The organism is Klebsiella sp. K5-204 (genome assembly GCF_030128585.1).
In the GTDB taxonomy this organism is placed as follows: domain Bacteria; phylum Pseudomonadota; class Gammaproteobacteria; order Enterobacterales; family Enterobacteriaceae; genus Klebsiella; species Klebsiella quasipneumoniae.
In genome coordinates, this window is sequence record NZ_JAKUZS010000007.1 from 151,803 (window position 1) to 167,699 (window position 15,897).

The window sequence follows — 15,897 nt, forward strand, 5'->3', positions numbered from 1 at the left end:
CCTCGCGTCAGCGAGGTTTTTTTAACAGAGCGGACAGGCTCTGTCGGAAAGGGGGTGCCCTGGCGGGCCTGAAGCGTGACGGCCTTAGATATCGTCCATGGTGTAGCCGACGACAATCTCCAGCGTTTTACGGATCACGTCTGCGGTCACCACGTCATCGGTGCTTTCCAGCGCCTGAATCAGCCATAAAATAATGGCCTTATTGTTCAGGTGACCTTCGGACTGGAGAATACTGTTGATGGCCAGCGACATCACGGCGGACTCATCAACCAGCTTATCACCGGCGTTACGGAAATAGTCGGAGAGCGCGGTGTCCTGCAGTCCTGCGTAAATATCGGGTTGCTGATGCATAGTCTGTCTCATCACATTCTCACTCTGTGTTATTCACCACGGTTAGGATACTCAGTGGATCTTTTTACCTTCCGGCGCCATGGCGCTTTGCGCCGGCGATCCTCGGGTTTCCCAACGGCCATTGATTTTCTTTACCTGCAAAGGCGCTTGCTTCCGCTGACGGGCAAGCTTTGCGCAAATTTCTTCAATCACGGCAGCGATAACCTTTCTTCGCTGTCGGTCTGACTCTGTCGCCTGCATCAACCGAAGTCGAACCAGCAGGGTCGGGGTGGTAATAGGGCGATTCGTTTTCAGAAGCGCGAGTACCGCCTCGCCGATAATCTCATCGGTGATTTCCTCAGTTTCACTGCTATTCATAACCGTCTCACTGCATGCCACTCTCTCCCTGAATCTGCGAACGGGCATTCAGGTCAGCAGCAGGTTTATGGAAGCGATCGCCCCTCATCAGCTACTGCGGCGCAACAGGCGACGATCGATGACGTTATTCCTGATCGGCAAACAGCAGACCAATTAAGGTCTGATAGTGACTCTCTTCCTCGGGGGCACGGGCCCGGTCGAGGCGGCTCAACAGTTTAGTGCACAGCGCCTTGCGGTTGAGATGACGCCCTTCGTTGAGAATATCCATCACAATCTGACCCAGCGTTTCCTGCTGGGAAGGTAACGATGCTTTGTTGAAATACTGGGCAATTGCGTTCGCTGTATCTGGAATGTAACCATTCTGCTGCATATCTGCTCCTTACATTTCACTCATCTGTTAACTGCCATTAAACTTATACAATAATTATTAACCTGTACACACAAAGTTGAACAATAATGATTCAGGCATGGTTAAGCCGTTGATTTTTAATAATTTATTTTTATGTGTTTTGTGCGATTCTGGCTTGTAAAGGTAGGATTTAACGGTGCACGTTGTACAAGAAAAGAAAAATGAAAAAGCCTTGCACAAAAAAGGGATTTTTAGTGTATCTTTTTTGTTAAGACAAAACGTAGTTTTACAAGACGATTAGCCTGATAACTGCTACTGTGAATGCTTACCCTCCCATCTGGAATCACTATGCTAACCACCATCATTTATCGCAGCCATATTTGCGACAATGTCTCATTCAAATCGATCGAGGCCATGGTTGCCAGGGCAAACGAAAGAAATGGGCAGGCGGACGTCACCGGTATTTTACTTTTTAACGGGACGCATTTTTTTCAACTCATTGAGGGGCCTGAAGAAAAGGTTCAGGATATTTATCAGCATATTTGCCGCGATCCCCGCCATTATAACCTGGTAGAGCTTCTGTGCGATTATGCGCCGTCCCGCCGTTTCGGTAAGGTCGGTATGGAACTGTTTGATTTACGGGAACATGATCGCGAGGAGGTGCTGCAGACGGTGATGGACCGCGGGACCACAAAATATCAGCTCACCTATGACGACCGGGCACTGCAATTTTTCCGCACCTTTGTCGAATCAACGGAAAAAGCGAACTATTTTGAGATTCCTTCCGCTGACAGCTGGGTATTTATCCCCGATCAGAATACTTTCTATCCTGATACGCCGATAATTGACAATAAGGAAAGCTGGTCCTTTGCCTTCCAGCCGATCGTCGACCCTTTCGCCTGCGAAATTATTTCGTGGGAAGCACTGTTACGCACACCGGACGGCCAGTCGCCTGGCGCCTATTTTGCCGGGCTTTCCGGGGACGATATTTATCTCGCCGATCTGCACAGTAAACGCGTCGCGCTGTCGCTGGCCGGGAAATTAGGCTTACGCAATAAGGCGTTAAGTATTAATTTACTGCCGATGACGCTGGTTAAAGCGCCGAACGCGGTGGGTTTCCTGCTCGATCAAATTCAGCGTAATGATCTTATTCCTGAACAGATTATTGTCGAGTTTACCGAACGGGAAGTGATTTCGCGGATGGATGATTTTACCGATGCGGTGCGAAAGCTAAAAGGGGCGGGCATCAATCTTGCCATCGATCACTTCGGCGCAGGGTTTGCCGGGCTGTCGCTGCTGGCGCAATACCAGCCCGACAGAATTAAAATCGACCATGAGCTGATCCGCAATATCCACCAGGATGGACCGCGTCAGTCAATTGTACAGGCGATTATCAAATGCTGTTTTTCGCTGGAGATTGCGGTCTCTGCCGTCGGCGTTGAGCGTGCTGAAGAGTGGATGTGGCTGGAATCAGCCGGTATTTCGCAGTTTCAGGGGAATTTGTTCGCCAGCGCGCGCCTGGGGGGCTTACCCGCCGTCGCCTGGCCGGAAAAAAAATAATCCACCGCGAAATCAGCCAACTATTTTTTCATCTTTTTCCCAAGCGCTGTGAGCCACAACCTGTTATCTTTATCTGTACAAGAAAATAGAGTTGTACAGGATGCCTGAATTCGTTAGTTTAGGTATTAAAGTATCAGGTTGATGTGAGGCTGCTATGGCGTTTTACAGTATCGGTGAAGTCGCCGAACGTTGCGGAATCAATCCGGTCACACTGCGCGCCTGGCAGCGTCGTTACGGTCTACTGAAACCGCAGCGTAGCGAAGGCGGGCATCGGCAGTTTGATGAAGAAGATATCCTGCGCATTGAAGAGATCAAGCGCTGGATCGAGCGCGGCGTATCTGTCGGGAAAGTCAAAGCGCTGCTGGAGGGTAACCTGCCGGCGGCGCGCGACGAATCTGCGCATCTTCAGGAAGAGATGATGTCCATTCTGCGTTATATGCAGCCCGCCAGAATCCGTGCCAAATTACTGGCGCTAAGCCATCAACACCCCGTCGACACGCTCATCGACAGCCTGATAGTGCCGGTACGTCAGCGTCTGAAGCTCGATCAGAATACCTCTCTGGTGATTAGTAGTTTGCTGGATGGTCTGCTGATTGACTGCGTGGCGCTGTTTCTCGCCGAAGCGCGTAAAAAGAACGGCAGGGAGACGCTGCTGGTGGGCTGGAGCAATGAGGACAGGACGCGTCTGTGGCTGGAGGCATGGCGTCTTTCCCAGCGCGGCTGGCACGTCAACGTCCTCGCCGAACCGCTGGAGTCGCCGCGGCCCGAGCTGTTCCCCGGGCAGCATATCTTCGTCTGGACCGGACGCGCCGCCACCCCTCTCCAGGAAGAGCTGCTCAGCCACTGGCAGGAGCAGGGCTTCAGCATCCATTTTCACGGTAATAATTAATCGCCCCGATCCGCAAAGCAGACCGGGGCTAACGCGCCGGGTTACAGGTGGATCTGGCTCCAGGATTTAAAGGTTTCGCTGCGGCTGATATTAAAAAAATCGGTCCTACCGCTACAGCCGAGCTTTTTAATCAGATTCAGCCGGATCTGATAAATGGTTTTAATATGCAGATTCAGCGACCGGCCAATGCTGGCGACCGCTTCGCCATTGCTGATAAGTTGAATCACTTTCTTTTCCCGCTCGGTAAACTGCACCGAGGCGCCCGGCGCCGGGTGGGTTTTATAGTAGCGGGTTGGCTGGTGCAGAAATATCTTTAACTCTTCCGGCGTTGAATTGGCCGGTAAGCGCAGCATAGGCAGTTCACTAAGAAAATTAAGATCGTTGCCTTCGGTTAACAGAATAAATAACGTATCCCGACGATTATAGTTGTGCTGCAGTACCGCGAAATAATTGTCGCTGGTAAAGAAAACATGTTTTTTGCGAAAGTAAGATGCCGGCAGACTATTCAGGATCAGCGACATCCCATAGAGAAGAAAACGATTATCAAACCACAGATCGTAATGTTCAGTACGATAGCAGGTATTATGGTGTGACATTTTATTTGCCTCAGTTAGCCGATAGAGACCCAGGCGTGCCGGCACCGCAGGCTTAAGCCTGCTGCCAGCTCCGCGAGTTTAATTAATGATGAGGTTTGCTGTACAGCATATCCAGCGCCTGCAAATAGAGGTCGGAGAGTATTTCATTACTTTCCGTTTTCAGGCGATGCTGAATTTCCGTAATCATCCGCTCATTATTTATCGTTCTGTGCTGCTTAATGAGCGTATTTTCAATATTCTTCATCAGGGCCGAATTGAAGACAAACTCTGCTGGAATGGTATTTTTAATATGCATAGCTCGAACTCTCCCACGTATAACGCAAACTGACAATAAAAGTCGCTACGTACCATCGGTACGCGCCAAGTCACGAACAGGAAATGCAAAACCAGGAACCACCGCCTGACTTGCCGCGCCACCGTTAAACATCCCCGCTTCGTTACGCAACAAGCAGTTAACACTCCAAACTATAGACGGTGATCCCATTATGTACAACTTTTTTCAGAACTATATGTACAACAGAACGGCTGATTTTTAGTTTGTGTTTTTAGTTATTGATTTTAAATAGTTTAATTGCTTGCATAACTTGTACATAAAAGCCGGTTTGTGCAGGATCCACCTGTAAAACTAGCGGGAAGAGGCTGACGACAGGCGTGAGCTCAATGGGAAGGTATTGTGCTGGCTGGCGTGTTGGATGAAATCGCGCCGACGCAGGAAGGGGTACACAGCAACTCTGTCGTCGACAGGTGGCTTTCTTCCGCGTCGGACGCTGATCATAGCGGATATCAGGTGAGGTTTTGTCTGTTTTTTGCACAATCAGGTAAAGAGCAACACATCGGCCATTTCGTTAACGCTTCGGTCGGTTTGTTGGCGGATAAGGCGTGTGCTACGCTTTTTACTAGCGATGCGATGGTTCGGCATCGTTATCTTTCCCCCATTTCCCTGTCGGGTCTTTTACCCCTGTCACGACCGGTAAATACGGCAAAGGCAGTCTGTCTATGGACAGGCGTAGAGGTGTGAGGAGGGGAAATGCGCGTTAAAAGCGTGATACTCCTGGCCGGGTTAGCGACTCTCGCGCAGGCGAAAGAGATTAACCTCTATTCGGTGAATACCGGTTCCTATGTTTACCATCTGACCAATAATCACGGTCAATATACTGAGAATTTCGAGAACCACTTTTTCTCGGTGGAGCGGAAATTCTCTGACGACTCGAAATACAGCCTGCTGATTGGCACCATGAATAACAGTTTCGACGATCGCTGTCTGGCGCTGGGGGTGAGAAGAGACTGGTACCACAACGGCAGCGGGTGGACCTTCAAAGGCGTTTACGGCTATACCGGCGAATTCTTCTTCGACGCCTTCGAGCATTGCGGCGATCATGGCTCCTATAAAGATTTTAAGGACGCCACCGGGATCGGCTTTTCACCCTATATCTACCATGCTATCCAGTACAACTTTACCGACTATTTCGCCCTTGAGAGCGGCATTATTATTCCCAGCGTGTTTGTGATCAGCATCCAGTGGAGCTTCCGCTAAGTTACCGCGTCGTTTGTTACAGGGTTATCACCTTCCTGAGCAGCGTACTGGAGAGCGCGGCGAGGGAAATGAGCACCGACAGGACAAACGTTAGGACAATCACTCCCAGCTTGGTGGCTAACGAGTGAATAGGGATCAGCATCACCAGTAGGTGAAAAACGGAGTAGTGCAGGATATAGACCCCGGTCATCGCTTTGCTAACCGTCGCCAGCACGGCCTCCTTCAGTTCGCGGTTCTTTTTAAACTGCACGGCGTTAGCGGCGATCACCAGCAGGACGATCAGAATATAAATCTGCGACCCCGTGAGAATGAACGCATTGCGATCGGCTTTAAACAACGCGAAGAAAAAGTGGCGTTCATAAAACCAGGTAAATAAATAGACAAAGGGCAGGGCGATAATGGCGGCTTTAATCACCCGCGGGTCGCGTATCCACTCCGTGACCCGCGGATCGTTAAATAACTGCCCGGTTAAATAAAAAAGTAGCCACGTCCACAGACGATACTGCGGCGCCAGGCTGAAAAGATGTCTTTCCGGGTAGAGCACCGAGAGCAGGTCGTAACCATAAGAGCAGCACAGTAGCGTCAGGACCACGGTGAAAAACAGACCGCGCCGCTGGCTGAGCCAGGCAATCAGGGGATGGAAGGTATAGATGACAATCAGGGCGAAAATAAACCAGGGCTGGATCAGATAGCCGCGCTGGTAAGGCTCCCAGACATAATAGACCGTCACCCAAAACAGAAAGACGATCACCACGCTTTTAATTTTACCAAGTTGCCAGTTGGCGTCGTGTCGCGTTTGCGCATCAAGATAGCCGGCAACCACAAAAAACAGCGGCGTGGCGATGGTCGAGACAAAGGTCAGCAGCCCGAGGATCCAGTGATAGTCATAATCAAAGCGATCCCAGGTGTTATAGATGGTGAAAAAAGTCACCGCTGTCATACAGCCGAGTGTCTTAATAATGCTCAGACCGGTACTGTTCATCGTTGAGGCGTCATATCCTTATGGTGAAAGCAGGCGTAAATCACCGGCAGAACCAGCAACGTTAGCACGGTGGCGAAGGCCAGACCGAACATAATCACCACTGCCATACTCTGGAAAAAAACATCGCGCAGCAGCGGGGCAAGGCCAAGCACGGTGGTGAAGGCGGTCAGCAGGATCGGCCGCAGACGAGATGTTGCCGCATCAATGATCGCTTGTCGTTGATCTTTCTCCTGTTTTTGTTGCTCTATCTCTTCCACCAGCACAATGCCGTTGCGGATCAGCATGCCGCTGAGGCTGAGAAGGCCGATTAAGGCCATAAAGCCGAAGGGGATGCCGGTCAGCAAAAAGCCGGGCGTGACGCCGATCAGCGCCAGCGGGACGGTCAGCCAGATGGCGACAGCGTTTTTCAGCGAACTGAACATCAGCACCGTAATGATAAACATCACCAGATAGCCAAGCGGCAGGGTCGTGAACAGCCCTTGCTGTGCTTCACTGGAGTTCTCGGCATCGCCGCCCCATTCGATGCGATAGCCATGCGGCAGCGTCAATGCGTCAATGCGCGGTTTCACCCGGGCGAGAATATCACCCGAGGTTTGGCCGCTTTGCGGGCTGGGATCGGTCTGGACCGTCAGCACCCGGGTGCGATCCCGGCGGAGAATCAAGGGATCTTCCCACTCCAGGGAGAAGCCATGGATGACGTTACTCAACGGGATATACTGCTGGCGGCTCTGGCTCCAGACCAGCACGTTATGCAGATGGTTGGCATCCTGTCGCTCCGCTGCCGGCGGCCGGACGATCACCGGCAGCAGATCGGCGCCCTCGCGATATAACCCGGCGCGACTGCCGGAGAAATTCATCTCCAGCGCGTTATCAATGTCCTGTTTATCCACCCCCAGCTCGCGCCCCAGCGCTAGGGAGTACTGCGGGCGGATCACCTTGCTGCGGTTCTGCCAGTCGTTACGCACGCTGTCGGTCGCCGGATCCTCAGCGAGAATATCGCTCACCTGACTGGCCAGCGCGCGCAGTGTATCCGGGTCAGGGCCCTTAATGCGCGCTTCAATCGCGCTATCCCCGGAGGGGCCGAACATAATGCGTTTGGTGCTGGCGTTCACCTGCGGGTAGTTTCTGGCGATCCAGGTTTCGACGTGGCGGGTGACGGGGGCGATGCCGCGCTGGTCGTCCATCCGCACCATAATCTGCGCGTAGTTGCTGTACTGCCGCTGACCGCTGTAGGTAAGAATAAAACGCATACTGCCCTGGCCAATGGTGGCGACGGTGGTGACCACCCCCGGCTGGCCGGCGATCGACCGCTCAATATCGCGGGTCATCTGCTCGGTGGCGTTAATATCGGTACCGTAGGGCAGCCACAGGTCGACAAAGAAAATGGGCGTATTCGATGACGGAAAGAAATTCTGCCGCACGAAGGTGAAGCCCCAGATCGCCGCGGCCAGCAGGGCGCCCATCAGCACCAGGGTCAGGGTCTTTTGCTGCAGCAGTATTCGCAGCGTCTGCTGATAGCCACGGTAAAAGCGGCCGCGGTAGGGATCGGCTTTTTCCTCCGGCGCGGCGGCCGGCGGGGCGTGTTTAAACAACCACCACTTAATGAGCACCGGAGTGATGGTCAGGGCGGAGAACCAGCTGAGCATCAGGGAGATCAGCAGCACCTGGAACAGGGATTTGCAATACTCTCCGGTGGAGTCCTGCGAGAGGCCAATCGGCGCGAAGGCGAGGATGGCGATGACCGTGGCGCCGAGCAGCGGCAGGGCGGAGCGGCGGATCACATAGTTAATGGCGCCCAGCAGCGGCGATCCTTGCTGGCGGGCGATAAGCACCCCTTCGACAATGACAATGGCATTATCCACCAGCATACTCAGGGCGATGATCAGCGCCCCGAGGGAGATCCGCTGTAACTCGATCCCCCAGACAAACATGATAAGCAGGGTGCCGAGGACGTTGAGCGCCAGCGACAGGGCGATAATGATCCCGCTGCGTACTCCCATGAACACCAGCAGCACGCCGACCACGATCGCCAGGGCCATCAGGAAGTTGGTAATAAAGCCATTGACCGAGTGGGTGACCTCAGCCGCCTGATCGTAAAAAATGGCGATATCGATACCCGCCGGTTTGTCGGCGGCCATCTGCTGGAGGCGGGCTTCAAGGGCGTGCCCGACGTCAATGACGTTGACGCCAGGAATAAAAGAGACCCCCATGGTCACCGCCTGGCGGCCGTTGGCATGATAAATACTGGACGGCGAGTCAGTCAGTCCGCGCGACAGCGTGGCAATATCCCGCAGTCGAGTGGTGGCGCTGGCGCCGTGAGGGCTGACCAGCAGATCCCCCAGTTCATCGATGCTCTGAAACTCCCCGGTGGGGTGTAGGCGGATCGATTCGCTGCCAACGCGGATCTCTCCGGCGCTGGACACCACGTTGAGCCGGGTCAGGATAGCGGCGAGCTGGTTGAGCGTGATCCCGCGCGCCGCCATTTTCGCCAGCGAGATATCAACATTGATCTGTTGCGGAATGACGCCGCCGATAGCGACTTTACCGACCCCAGGAACCAGCACCAGCTCCCGACGCAGCTGTTCGGCATAGCGCACCAGCTCGGGGTTGGTAAAACTGTCGCCCGAGATAGCGAAGAAAAAGCCAAACACATCGCCAAAGTCATCGTTGACGAAGGGGGTCACTACGCCAGGGGGGAAAAGTCGGCTGGCGTCACCGACGCGGCGACGTAGCTCATCCCAGATTTGCGGCAGCTCGCTGGAATGGTACTGCGAAGCGATATTCACCGTAATTTGCGATAAGCCATTTGAGGAGATGGAGCTGACGTTATCCAGTGAGGGAAGCTGCTGAATCGCGTTTTCCAGCGGCAGGGTCACCTCCTCCTCCACCTGTTGAGCGGACGCGCCCGGGTAGTGGGTCACGATCACCGCCGTTTTGATGGTGAAGGCAGGATCTTCCAGACGGCCGATATTGAGCAGGGCGAACAGACCACCCACCCCCAGCAGCAGAATGGCTAACCAGACGCGGGTCGGGTTATTAATAAACTGACGGGAAATGTCCATTTATAATCCTCGTTCACGCGTCCAGATCCGCACCGGCTGCCCGGCATGCAGCTCGCTCACGCCCGCCGCGACCACCTCTTCACCCGCGCGGAGACCGTCGGTGATGGCCACTCCCTGCGAGGTCACCTCGCCGACCGTGACCTTGCGCTCCTCAAGAAACCGATGCGCGTTGTCGCCTTTTACCACCCAGACGACCGGTTCATTCTTCGGCCGGTTATCCGGGTTAAACACCGCCTCTACCGGCACCATGAGCGTTTCCCTTCCGGCGCTGGCCGGTAAATTGCCGAGATTGACCGTCACGGTGCCGCTGACCCCGCCGACGGTGGGAAAATCATCCGGCCGCGGCATGGTTAAAATGATCTGCCAGGTAAGGGTGCTGTTGTCGCTGCTGCCGGTATGCTCTTTGTATTCCGCCGTAAATTCGCGGCCCGGCAGGGTATTGATCCTGACGACGGGGCGGTAGGCGGTATTGCGGATATCCAGGGAGGTGAACAGATTTTCGGGAATGCTGAAGACCACATCCAGCAGGTCGGTACGCGTCAGGGTGATCACCGGCTGGCCGGCGGCGACCACCTGATGGTTGCGGATATGCACGCCGGCGGCAATCCCGCCGAAGGGCGCGGCGAGGCTCATTTGCGCCAGCTCTTCACGGGCGATTTTTAAGGCCGCGTTGGCGGCATCGCGATTGGCGCGCTGCACGTCCATCTCCGCCTGGGAAATCGCCTGACGTCCCGCCAGGGTCTGGAAGCGATCAAACTGACGCTGGGCGAGCGTAGCCGCCGTTTGTCGCTCATTGACCCGCTGTTGGGCCTCGCGGGCATTCAGGCGCGCCAGCGTTTGCCCCTGGGCGATGGTCGCCCCCTGGCGAATATCCAGCGATTCCACCTGGCCCCCCCGCTTAAACGACAGCTCGGTGGAGTCGCCAGACTCGATACGTGCCGGAAACGTTCGCTGCTGGGTATTGCCCACGGCGGTCACCTGCGCCACCTTGACCATGCGCGGGGCGGACTCGACGGACGGCGATTTCTGATCGCAAGCGGTTGTAAATAAAATAACAACCGGGATGAGAGAAAAATAACGGTTCACAGTATTCCCCTCAGATTCAGGATTTATTTTACATTTTTATTACGCGGCGCACGCTTATTCGGCGAGGGCGGCGACAACCAGATAGGTGAATAGTCCCACCAGCGTGCAGGCGACAATGGCCAGCGCGACAAATAATCCCAGACGTAACAGGCTATAACCAAACATGATTTTCTCCCTTTACTCCCACCCGAACCGCGAATGTCATTTAATTCGGCCCCCACGGTGACCACCGGACATTCGGAGCGGCACTCCTGCTTGTAATCAGCATAGTCGGAGAAAAGGTGAAGTGTTAAAAAAGAGCATACCGCGAGCGGCAGCGGCACTGTTGGGGAAAACGCAGGAGATCTGCAGGGAATATATGGTTTTTATAATATTTTTCAGTCTATTAATCCGTCATTTTCTAATGTTAATTTTCCTGTGCTACGTTTAATAACATCTATTCCGCTCGCCGCTTCTGTTGTTGAGATTTCGTTCCTCCCCAAGTATGGGGTTATTCATCACTACGCATTGTATTGGTAATAAAAGGATTATCTCATGTATAAAAATATCGTTGTTCCCGTTGACGTGTTTGATGCAGGCCTGGCCGACAAAGCCCTTTCTCATGCGAAATTCCTCGCCCAGCATTCTTCCGGGCAAATTCATCTTGTCCATGTCATTCCGGCATTCTCTCCGGTGTTAACGCGCGGATTTATCTCTGATGCGCGAAAGATGGAAGACCATTTGATTAATACCGCTAAGGAAAAACTGACTGAGCTGGTCAAAAAAAATGGCCTTGCGGAAGACGCCAGCCATCTTTATGTGCGCAGTGGCAATGTTCGCGATCAAGTGATTGCTCTGGCCGATGAGCTACAAGCGGACGTGGTGATTGTCGGTTCGCGCAATCCGGGGATTCAGACTCACCTGCTGGGCTCGGAAGCGGCCAATATCGTGCGCTATGCCCATGTACCGGTTTTCGTTGTGCGCTGATGACGGCGGGATGTCGTCCTGACTTCCGCTTCAGAAATCGAGGGAGAGAGTATGAATACAGATAAACCGGGGGCGCCCTATTATCAGCGCTCCGTCGAGGAGACGCTCGCCAGCGTACAGAGTTCGCCGGACGGGATTAGCGGAACAGAGGCGGCCACGCGCCTGCAGCAGTATGGCGAAAACGCCCTGCCGCAGAAGCCGGGTAAACCCGCCTGGCTGCGTTTTATTGTGCATTTTAACGATGTGCTGATCTACGTTCTGCTGGCGGCGGCGCTGCTGAAGGCGGTAATGGGCCACTGGATCGACATGTCAGTGATCCTCGCGGTGGCGGTGGTCAATGCGCTGATCGGCTTCATTCAGGAGAGTAATGCGGAAAAATCGCTGCAGAGTATCCGCAATATGCTGTCCAGCGAGGCGGTGGTGATCCGACAGGGCAACCATGAAACCATCCCCACCACCTCGCTGGTACCCGGCGATATCGTGGTGATCCGCGCCGGCGACCGTATCCCCGCCGATTTACGGGTGATTGAGGCGCACAACCTGCGGGTGGAAGAGGCGATCCTCACCGGCGAGTCGACGGTGGTGGAAAAAACCACCGAGCCGCTAAGCGGCGATTTACCGCTCGGCGATCGCAGCAACCTGTTGTTTTCCGGGACCACCGTCAGCTCAGGGGCGGGGAAAGGGATCGTGGTGGCCACCGGCGGCGATACCGAGCTGGGCCACATCAACCAAATGATGGCGGGCATTGAGAAGCACCGCACGCCGCTGCTGGTGCAGATGGACAAGCTGGGCAAAGCCATCTTCATCCTGATTCTGGTGATGATGGCGGCGCTGTTCGTCTTTAGCCTGCTGTTCCGTGATATGCCGGTCTCCGAACTGATGCTGTCGTTGATTAGCCTCGCGGTGGCCTCGGTCCCGGAAGGGTTGCCGGCGATTATCTCGATTATTCTGTCGCTCGGCGTGCAGGCGATGGCCCGCCAGAAAGCGATTATCCGCAAGCTGCCGACGGTAGAAACCCTCGGCGCGATGACCGTTATCTGTTCGGATAAAACCGGGACCCTGACCATGAACGAAATGACGGTGAAGGCGGTGATCACCGCGGACAGCGTCTATCGGGTGGAAGGGGACAGCTATGAGCCGGTCGGTAAAATCCATGCTATCGACGACCCGTCGCCGGTTGCGGTGGCGCCAGGATCGCTTCTTGAGCGCTATCTGCGCACCATCGATCTGTGTAACGACAGCCAGCTTATCAAAGAGGAAAGCGGGCTGTGGAAAATCACTGGCGGCCCCACCGAGGGGGCATTGAAGGTGCTGGCGGCGAAGATAACCCTGTCGCCGCAGCCCAGCGAGTTGCGCAGTAAAATTCCTTTTGATTCGCAATATAAATACATGTCGACGCTTTACCGGCTGGGCGAAGAGGAGGTGGTGCTGGTCACCGGCGCGCCGGATGTTCTGTTCCGCCTGTGCCAGTATCAGCAGAGCGACAGCGGGTTGCAGCCGCTGGATCTCCCGTACTGGGAAAGCAAAATTGCAGAGTACGCCCGGGAGGGGCTGCGAATGGTGGCCGCGGCCTGGAAGCCGGCTGCCGCAGGCCAGACCGAGCTGACCCATCAGGATCTGCAGCAGGGGGTCATTTTATTAGGGGTTGCCGGGATGATGGATCCGCCGCGTCCGGAAGCGATCACGGCGATTGCCGACTGCCTGCAGGCCGGGATCCGCGTGAAGATGATCACCGGCGACCACCCGCAAACGGCGATGAGCATCGGCAAAATGCTAGGGATTGGCAATGCGGGGAACGCCATTACAGGGCGCGAGCTGGAGGTGATGGACGACGCGCAGCTGAGCGTGGCCGCGCAGCAGTTCGATATCTTCGCCCGCACCAGCCCGGAAGATAAGTTCCGTCTGGTGCAGGCTCTGCAGAGCAAGAAAGAGATTGTCGGCATGACCGGAGACGGGGTGAACGATGCCCCGGCGCTGAAGCAGGCTGACGTCGGCGTGGCGATGGGGATCAAGGGGACCGAAGTGACCAAGGAAGCCGCCGATATGGTGCTGACCGATGACAACTTCGCCACCATCGCCAGCGCGGTCCGCGAGGGGCGCCGGGTGTATGACAACCTGAAAAAAACCATTCTTTTTGTCATGCCGACCAACCTTGCGCAGGGGTTACTGATCGTGATCGCGCTGCTGGCGGGCAACGTACTGCCGCTGACGCCGGTGCTGATCCTGTGGATGAACATGGCCACCTCTGCCACGCTGTCGTTTGGTCTGGCGTTTGAAGCCGGTGAGAAAAATATTATGCGGCGGCCGCCGCGCGACCCGAAACTGCACGTGATGGACGGCTTTGCCATCTGGCGCGTGGCGTTTGTGGGGTCGATGATTGCGGTCAGCGCTTTTATTCTCGAAGCCTGGCTGCAGCCCCGCGGCTATTCGCCGGAGTTTATCCGTACCGTGCTGTTGCAGACTCTGGTCACCGCCCAGTGGTTCTATATGCTGAACTGCCGCGTGTCGGATGGTTTCTCGTTGACCAAAGGTCTGCTGGCTAACAAAGGGATCTGGATCGTTAGCGGCGTGCTGCTGGTGCTGCAGCTGCTGATTATCTATGCGCCGTTTATGCAGATGCTGTTCGGCACCACCGGGCTGCCGTTCCGCTACTGGGTGATCACCTTTATCATCGGCTTCGCCATGTTCCTGATTGTGGAGCTGGAAAAACCGCTGACCCGCAAATGGCGAACCGCCTGACGGCGTGAAGCGTTGAACGAAAAAGGAAAGAGGGGGCATCGCCCCCTCTTTTTATTGTGCTGTGCCGGTATCGCGATTTATTGTTTCGGCTCGGCGACCACGCTGCTTCCCACGCCGCGGTTGTTATATTCCCACATACGGTTGAAGCCATTGTCGTTGAGGTTGCGCTGCAGATTGCCTTTGTCATCCGCGCTGCCGGTGTTGCCGCTGAACGGACGGCCGGAGCCTACCGCCGCCGCCCACGGCTGGGCGATGTTAAAGCCTTCATTGATGGCGCTGTCGCGGATCACGACCTGGCCGTTGCTGTTGCCGTCAACGTCCAGCGCGCGGCCGAGCTGCGCGACGTTATCCCCGGAGGCGGTGAAGCGGCTGTTGGTCGCCAGGAAGCCGTAGGTCACGCTCTTCAGGGTGGCCGGCGCGAAGACGTAGGCTTCTTTCTGAGTACGCGAGTTCACCACGCGGAAGTCGGTGTTATCAAACACTACGGCGCCGCGGCCAGAAACGATATCCACGTCGCCTTCAATATAGCTGTTCGTCACCAGGGTGCGGGTCTGACGGTTGTTCTGCAGACGGTTCTGCACGCCGCTGTTGGTCACGAAGAAGGTGTTCTGGCGGCCAAGAATGTTCACTTTATCAATCTGCACCTGGTCACCATCGCTGCGCAGGGCAACCGCCTGGTGGGTGCCGGCATCGACGCTGTCGCCCAGGTTGTTGGCGATGGTCAGGTTCTGCAGCTGCAGGCCGTTATTCTGCGACCAGAAGACCGCGGAGCACATCACGCCGACGGTGGCGGTGGATTTGCTCTGGCAGCTGTCGAACATATACCACGCTGGTTTGCCCGGCATGTATTTGCCACCCGGATTGACCAGACGACGCCAGGTGTTGCGATCCATTTCGGAATCAATGGCTTCGCTGATCTTCACGTCGATCGGTTTATCGCCGGTACCATACAGGGTCAGGGCGCCCGGCGCCGCCGGAACGTAGACGGTGCCCGGGTATTCGCCCGGCATGATGGCGATAAACAGACGACGGTTAGAGTGGCGGGCAATCGCCGCATCCACCGCCGCCTGGACGGTGGTATGCGTCACGCCCTGGGTTCCCGCCGGGCCGACGATAAAGTCAGGCTGCGCCGGCAGGCTGATGGCGGACGGCGTCCAGGCCGCGGCATTGGGGGTCAGCGACTGGAAATAGGCCGCCTGGGTAAAGTTTTTCGCTTCATCGGCGTTCAGAATGGGACGCGCGCTGGTGCCCGGTGCAGTCTGCGTTGAGGGCTGTTGATCGGCAGGCGTCGAGCTACAGGCGGACAGCGTCACGCCGAAGGCCAGCGCCAGCGCCAGACGGGAAACGGAATATGTGTTCATGTTGCTCCGGGCAAAATTAAGCGTAGTGAAATACCCCGGCTGAGACGCCAGGGTATAAGTCCTTT

14 protein-coding genes are annotated in these 15,897 nt (G+C 55.4%); 5 read left to right on the top strand and 9 right to left on the bottom strand.

Annotated features, from left to right (window positions below):
• Positions 1 to 84: 84 nt before the first annotated feature.
• The 3 genes from MKR05_RS18905 to ycgZ all read right to left on the bottom strand — a co-directional run bounded on the left by MKR05_RS18905 (position 85) and on the right by ycgZ (position 1,078).
• Positions 85 to 351 carry a biofilm development regulator YmgB/AriR family protein gene (locus MKR05_RS18905; protein ID WP_004886050.1) on the bottom strand — a complete coding sequence of 89 codons (267 nt, stop codon included), beginning with the start codon at positions 349 to 351 and terminating at the stop codon, positions 85 to 87.
• 51 nt (positions 352 to 402) lie between these two features.
• The gene (locus MKR05_RS18910; protein ID WP_023288893.1) at positions 403 to 708 is read right to left on the bottom strand and encodes a hypothetical protein; all 306 of its coding nucleotides are present in this window, start codon (positions 706 to 708) and stop codon (positions 403 to 405) included.
• A gap of 124 nt (positions 709 to 832) precedes the next feature.
• The gene (ycgZ, locus tag MKR05_RS18915; protein ID WP_023288894.1) at positions 833 to 1,078 is read right to left on the bottom strand and encodes a regulatory protein YcgZ; all 246 of its coding nucleotides are present in this window, start codon (positions 1,076 to 1,078) and stop codon (positions 833 to 835) included.
• A gap of 327 nt (positions 1,079 to 1,405) precedes the next feature.
• Here ycgZ and MKR05_RS18920 point away from each other — a divergent pair, with 327 nt between their 5' ends.
• Entirely contained in the window at positions 1,406 to 2,617 is a 1,212-nt protein-coding gene (locus tag MKR05_RS18920) for a diguanylate phosphodiesterase (RefSeq protein WP_023288895.1), read from the top strand.
• 154 nt (positions 2,618 to 2,771) lie between these two features.
• Complete coding sequence (locus MKR05_RS18925) at positions 2,772 to 3,506, top strand: MerR family transcriptional regulator (protein ID WP_284118520.1); 735 nt, start codon at positions 2,772 to 2,774, stop codon at positions 3,504 to 3,506.
• A gap of 41 nt (positions 3,507 to 3,547) precedes the next feature.
• Here MKR05_RS18925 and MKR05_RS18930 read toward each other — a convergent pair whose 3' ends face one another.
• Both MKR05_RS18930 and MKR05_RS18935 read right to left on the bottom strand, forming a co-directional pair.
• Positions 3,548 to 4,102 (bottom strand): helix-turn-helix transcriptional regulator, encoded by a 555-nt coding sequence (locus tag MKR05_RS18930; protein WP_017899620.1) that lies wholly within the window; start codon positions 4,100 to 4,102, stop codon positions 3,548 to 3,550.
• A gap of 82 nt (positions 4,103 to 4,184) precedes the next feature.
• Positions 4,185 to 4,397, bottom strand: coding sequence for a biofilm development regulator YmgB/AriR family protein (locus MKR05_RS18935; RefSeq protein ID WP_044521698.1), 213 nt, complete (start codon positions 4,395 to 4,397; stop codon positions 4,185 to 4,187).
• Between the two features lie 732 nt (positions 4,398 to 5,129).
• Here MKR05_RS18935 and MKR05_RS18940 point away from each other — a divergent pair.
• Positions 5,130 to 5,636, top strand: a complete 507-nt coding sequence (locus MKR05_RS18940) for a hypothetical protein (RefSeq protein WP_238875259.1) — start codon at positions 5,130 to 5,132, stop codon at positions 5,634 to 5,636.
• 16 nt (positions 5,637 to 5,652) lie between these two features.
• Here MKR05_RS18940 and MKR05_RS18945 read toward each other — a convergent pair whose 3' ends face one another.
• Genes MKR05_RS18945 through MKR05_RS18955 form a run of 3 tightly spaced genes read right to left on the bottom strand, consistent with a single transcriptional unit; the run spans position 5,653 to position 10,766 of the window.
• Positions 5,653 to 6,576 carry an acyltransferase gene (locus MKR05_RS18945; RefSeq protein WP_238875270.1) on the bottom strand — a complete coding sequence of 308 codons (924 nt, stop codon included), beginning with the start codon at positions 6,574 to 6,576 and terminating at the stop codon, positions 5,653 to 5,655.
• Positions 6,577 to 6,614: 38 nt separating this feature from the next.
• Entirely contained in the window at positions 6,615 to 9,680 is a 3,066-nt protein-coding gene (locus MKR05_RS18950) for an efflux RND transporter permease subunit (protein ID WP_284118522.1), read from the bottom strand.
• Positions 9,681 to 10,766, bottom strand: coding sequence for an efflux RND transporter periplasmic adaptor subunit (locus MKR05_RS18955; RefSeq protein ID WP_232712603.1), 1,086 nt, complete (start codon positions 10,764 to 10,766; stop codon positions 9,681 to 9,683). It abuts the gene before it with no gap.
• Positions 10,767 to 11,300: 534 nt separating this feature from the next.
• Here MKR05_RS18955 and MKR05_RS18960 point away from each other — a divergent pair.
• Together MKR05_RS18960 and MKR05_RS18965 are read left to right on the top strand one after the other, a co-directional pair.
• A complete protein-coding gene (locus MKR05_RS18960; RefSeq protein WP_023288902.1) occupies positions 11,301 to 11,732 on the top strand; it encodes a universal stress protein in 432 nt (143 codons plus the stop codon).
• 51 nt (positions 11,733 to 11,783) lie between these two features.
• Positions 11,784 to 14,471, top strand: coding sequence for a cation-transporting P-type ATPase (locus MKR05_RS18965; protein ID WP_238875263.1), 2,688 nt, complete (start codon positions 11,784 to 11,786; stop codon positions 14,469 to 14,471).
• 77 nt (positions 14,472 to 14,548) lie between these two features.
• Here the strand turns inward: MKR05_RS18965 and MKR05_RS18970 are convergent, their stop codons facing one another.
• A complete protein-coding gene (locus MKR05_RS18970) occupies positions 14,549 to 15,832 on the bottom strand; it encodes a putative acyl-CoA thioester hydrolase (RefSeq protein WP_238875265.1) in 1,284 nt (427 codons plus the stop codon).
• Positions 15,833 to 15,897: the final 65 nt, after the last annotated feature.

Excerpts from the sequence above, each read along its gene's own strand:
- MKR05_RS18905 (WP_004886050.1), bottom strand. The coding sequence starts at position 351 with ATGCATCAGCAACCCGATATTTACGCAGGACTGCAGGACACCGCGCTC.
- MKR05_RS18910 (WP_023288893.1), bottom strand. The coding sequence starts at position 708 with ATGAATAGCAGTGAAACTGAGGAAATCACCGATGAGATTATCGGCGAG.
- ycgZ (WP_023288894.1), bottom strand. The coding sequence starts at position 1,078 with ATGCAGCAGAATGGTTACATTCCAGATACAGCGAACGCAATTGCCCAG.
- MKR05_RS18920 (WP_023288895.1), top strand. The coding sequence starts at position 1,406 with ATGCTAACCACCATCATTTATCGCAGCCATATTTGCGACAATGTCTCA.
- MKR05_RS18925 (WP_284118520.1), top strand. The coding sequence starts at position 2,772 with ATGGCGTTTTACAGTATCGGTGAAGTCGCCGAACGTTGCGGAATCAAT.
- MKR05_RS18930 (WP_017899620.1), bottom strand. The coding sequence starts at position 4,102 with ATGTCACACCATAATACCTGCTATCGTACTGAACATTACGATCTGTGG.
- MKR05_RS18935 (WP_044521698.1), bottom strand. The coding sequence starts at position 4,397 with ATGCATATTAAAAATACCATTCCAGCAGAGTTTGTCTTCAATTCGGCC.
- MKR05_RS18940 (WP_238875259.1), top strand. The coding sequence starts at position 5,130 with ATGCGCGTTAAAAGCGTGATACTCCTGGCCGGGTTAGCGACTCTCGCG.
- MKR05_RS18945 (WP_238875270.1), bottom strand. The coding sequence starts at position 6,576 with ATGACAGCGGTGACTTTTTTCACCATCTATAACACCTGGGATCGCTTT.
- MKR05_RS18950 (WP_284118522.1), bottom strand. The coding sequence starts at position 9,680 with ATGGACATTTCCCGTCAGTTTATTAATAACCCGACCCGCGTCTGGTTA.
- MKR05_RS18960 (WP_023288902.1), top strand. The coding sequence starts at position 11,301 with ATGTATAAAAATATCGTTGTTCCCGTTGACGTGTTTGATGCAGGCCTG.
- MKR05_RS18965 (WP_238875263.1), top strand. The coding sequence starts at position 11,784 with ATGAATACAGATAAACCGGGGGCGCCCTATTATCAGCGCTCCGTCGAG.
- MKR05_RS18970 (WP_238875265.1), bottom strand. The coding sequence starts at position 15,832 with ATGAACACATATTCCGTTTCCCGTCTGGCGCTGGCGCTGGCCTTCGGC.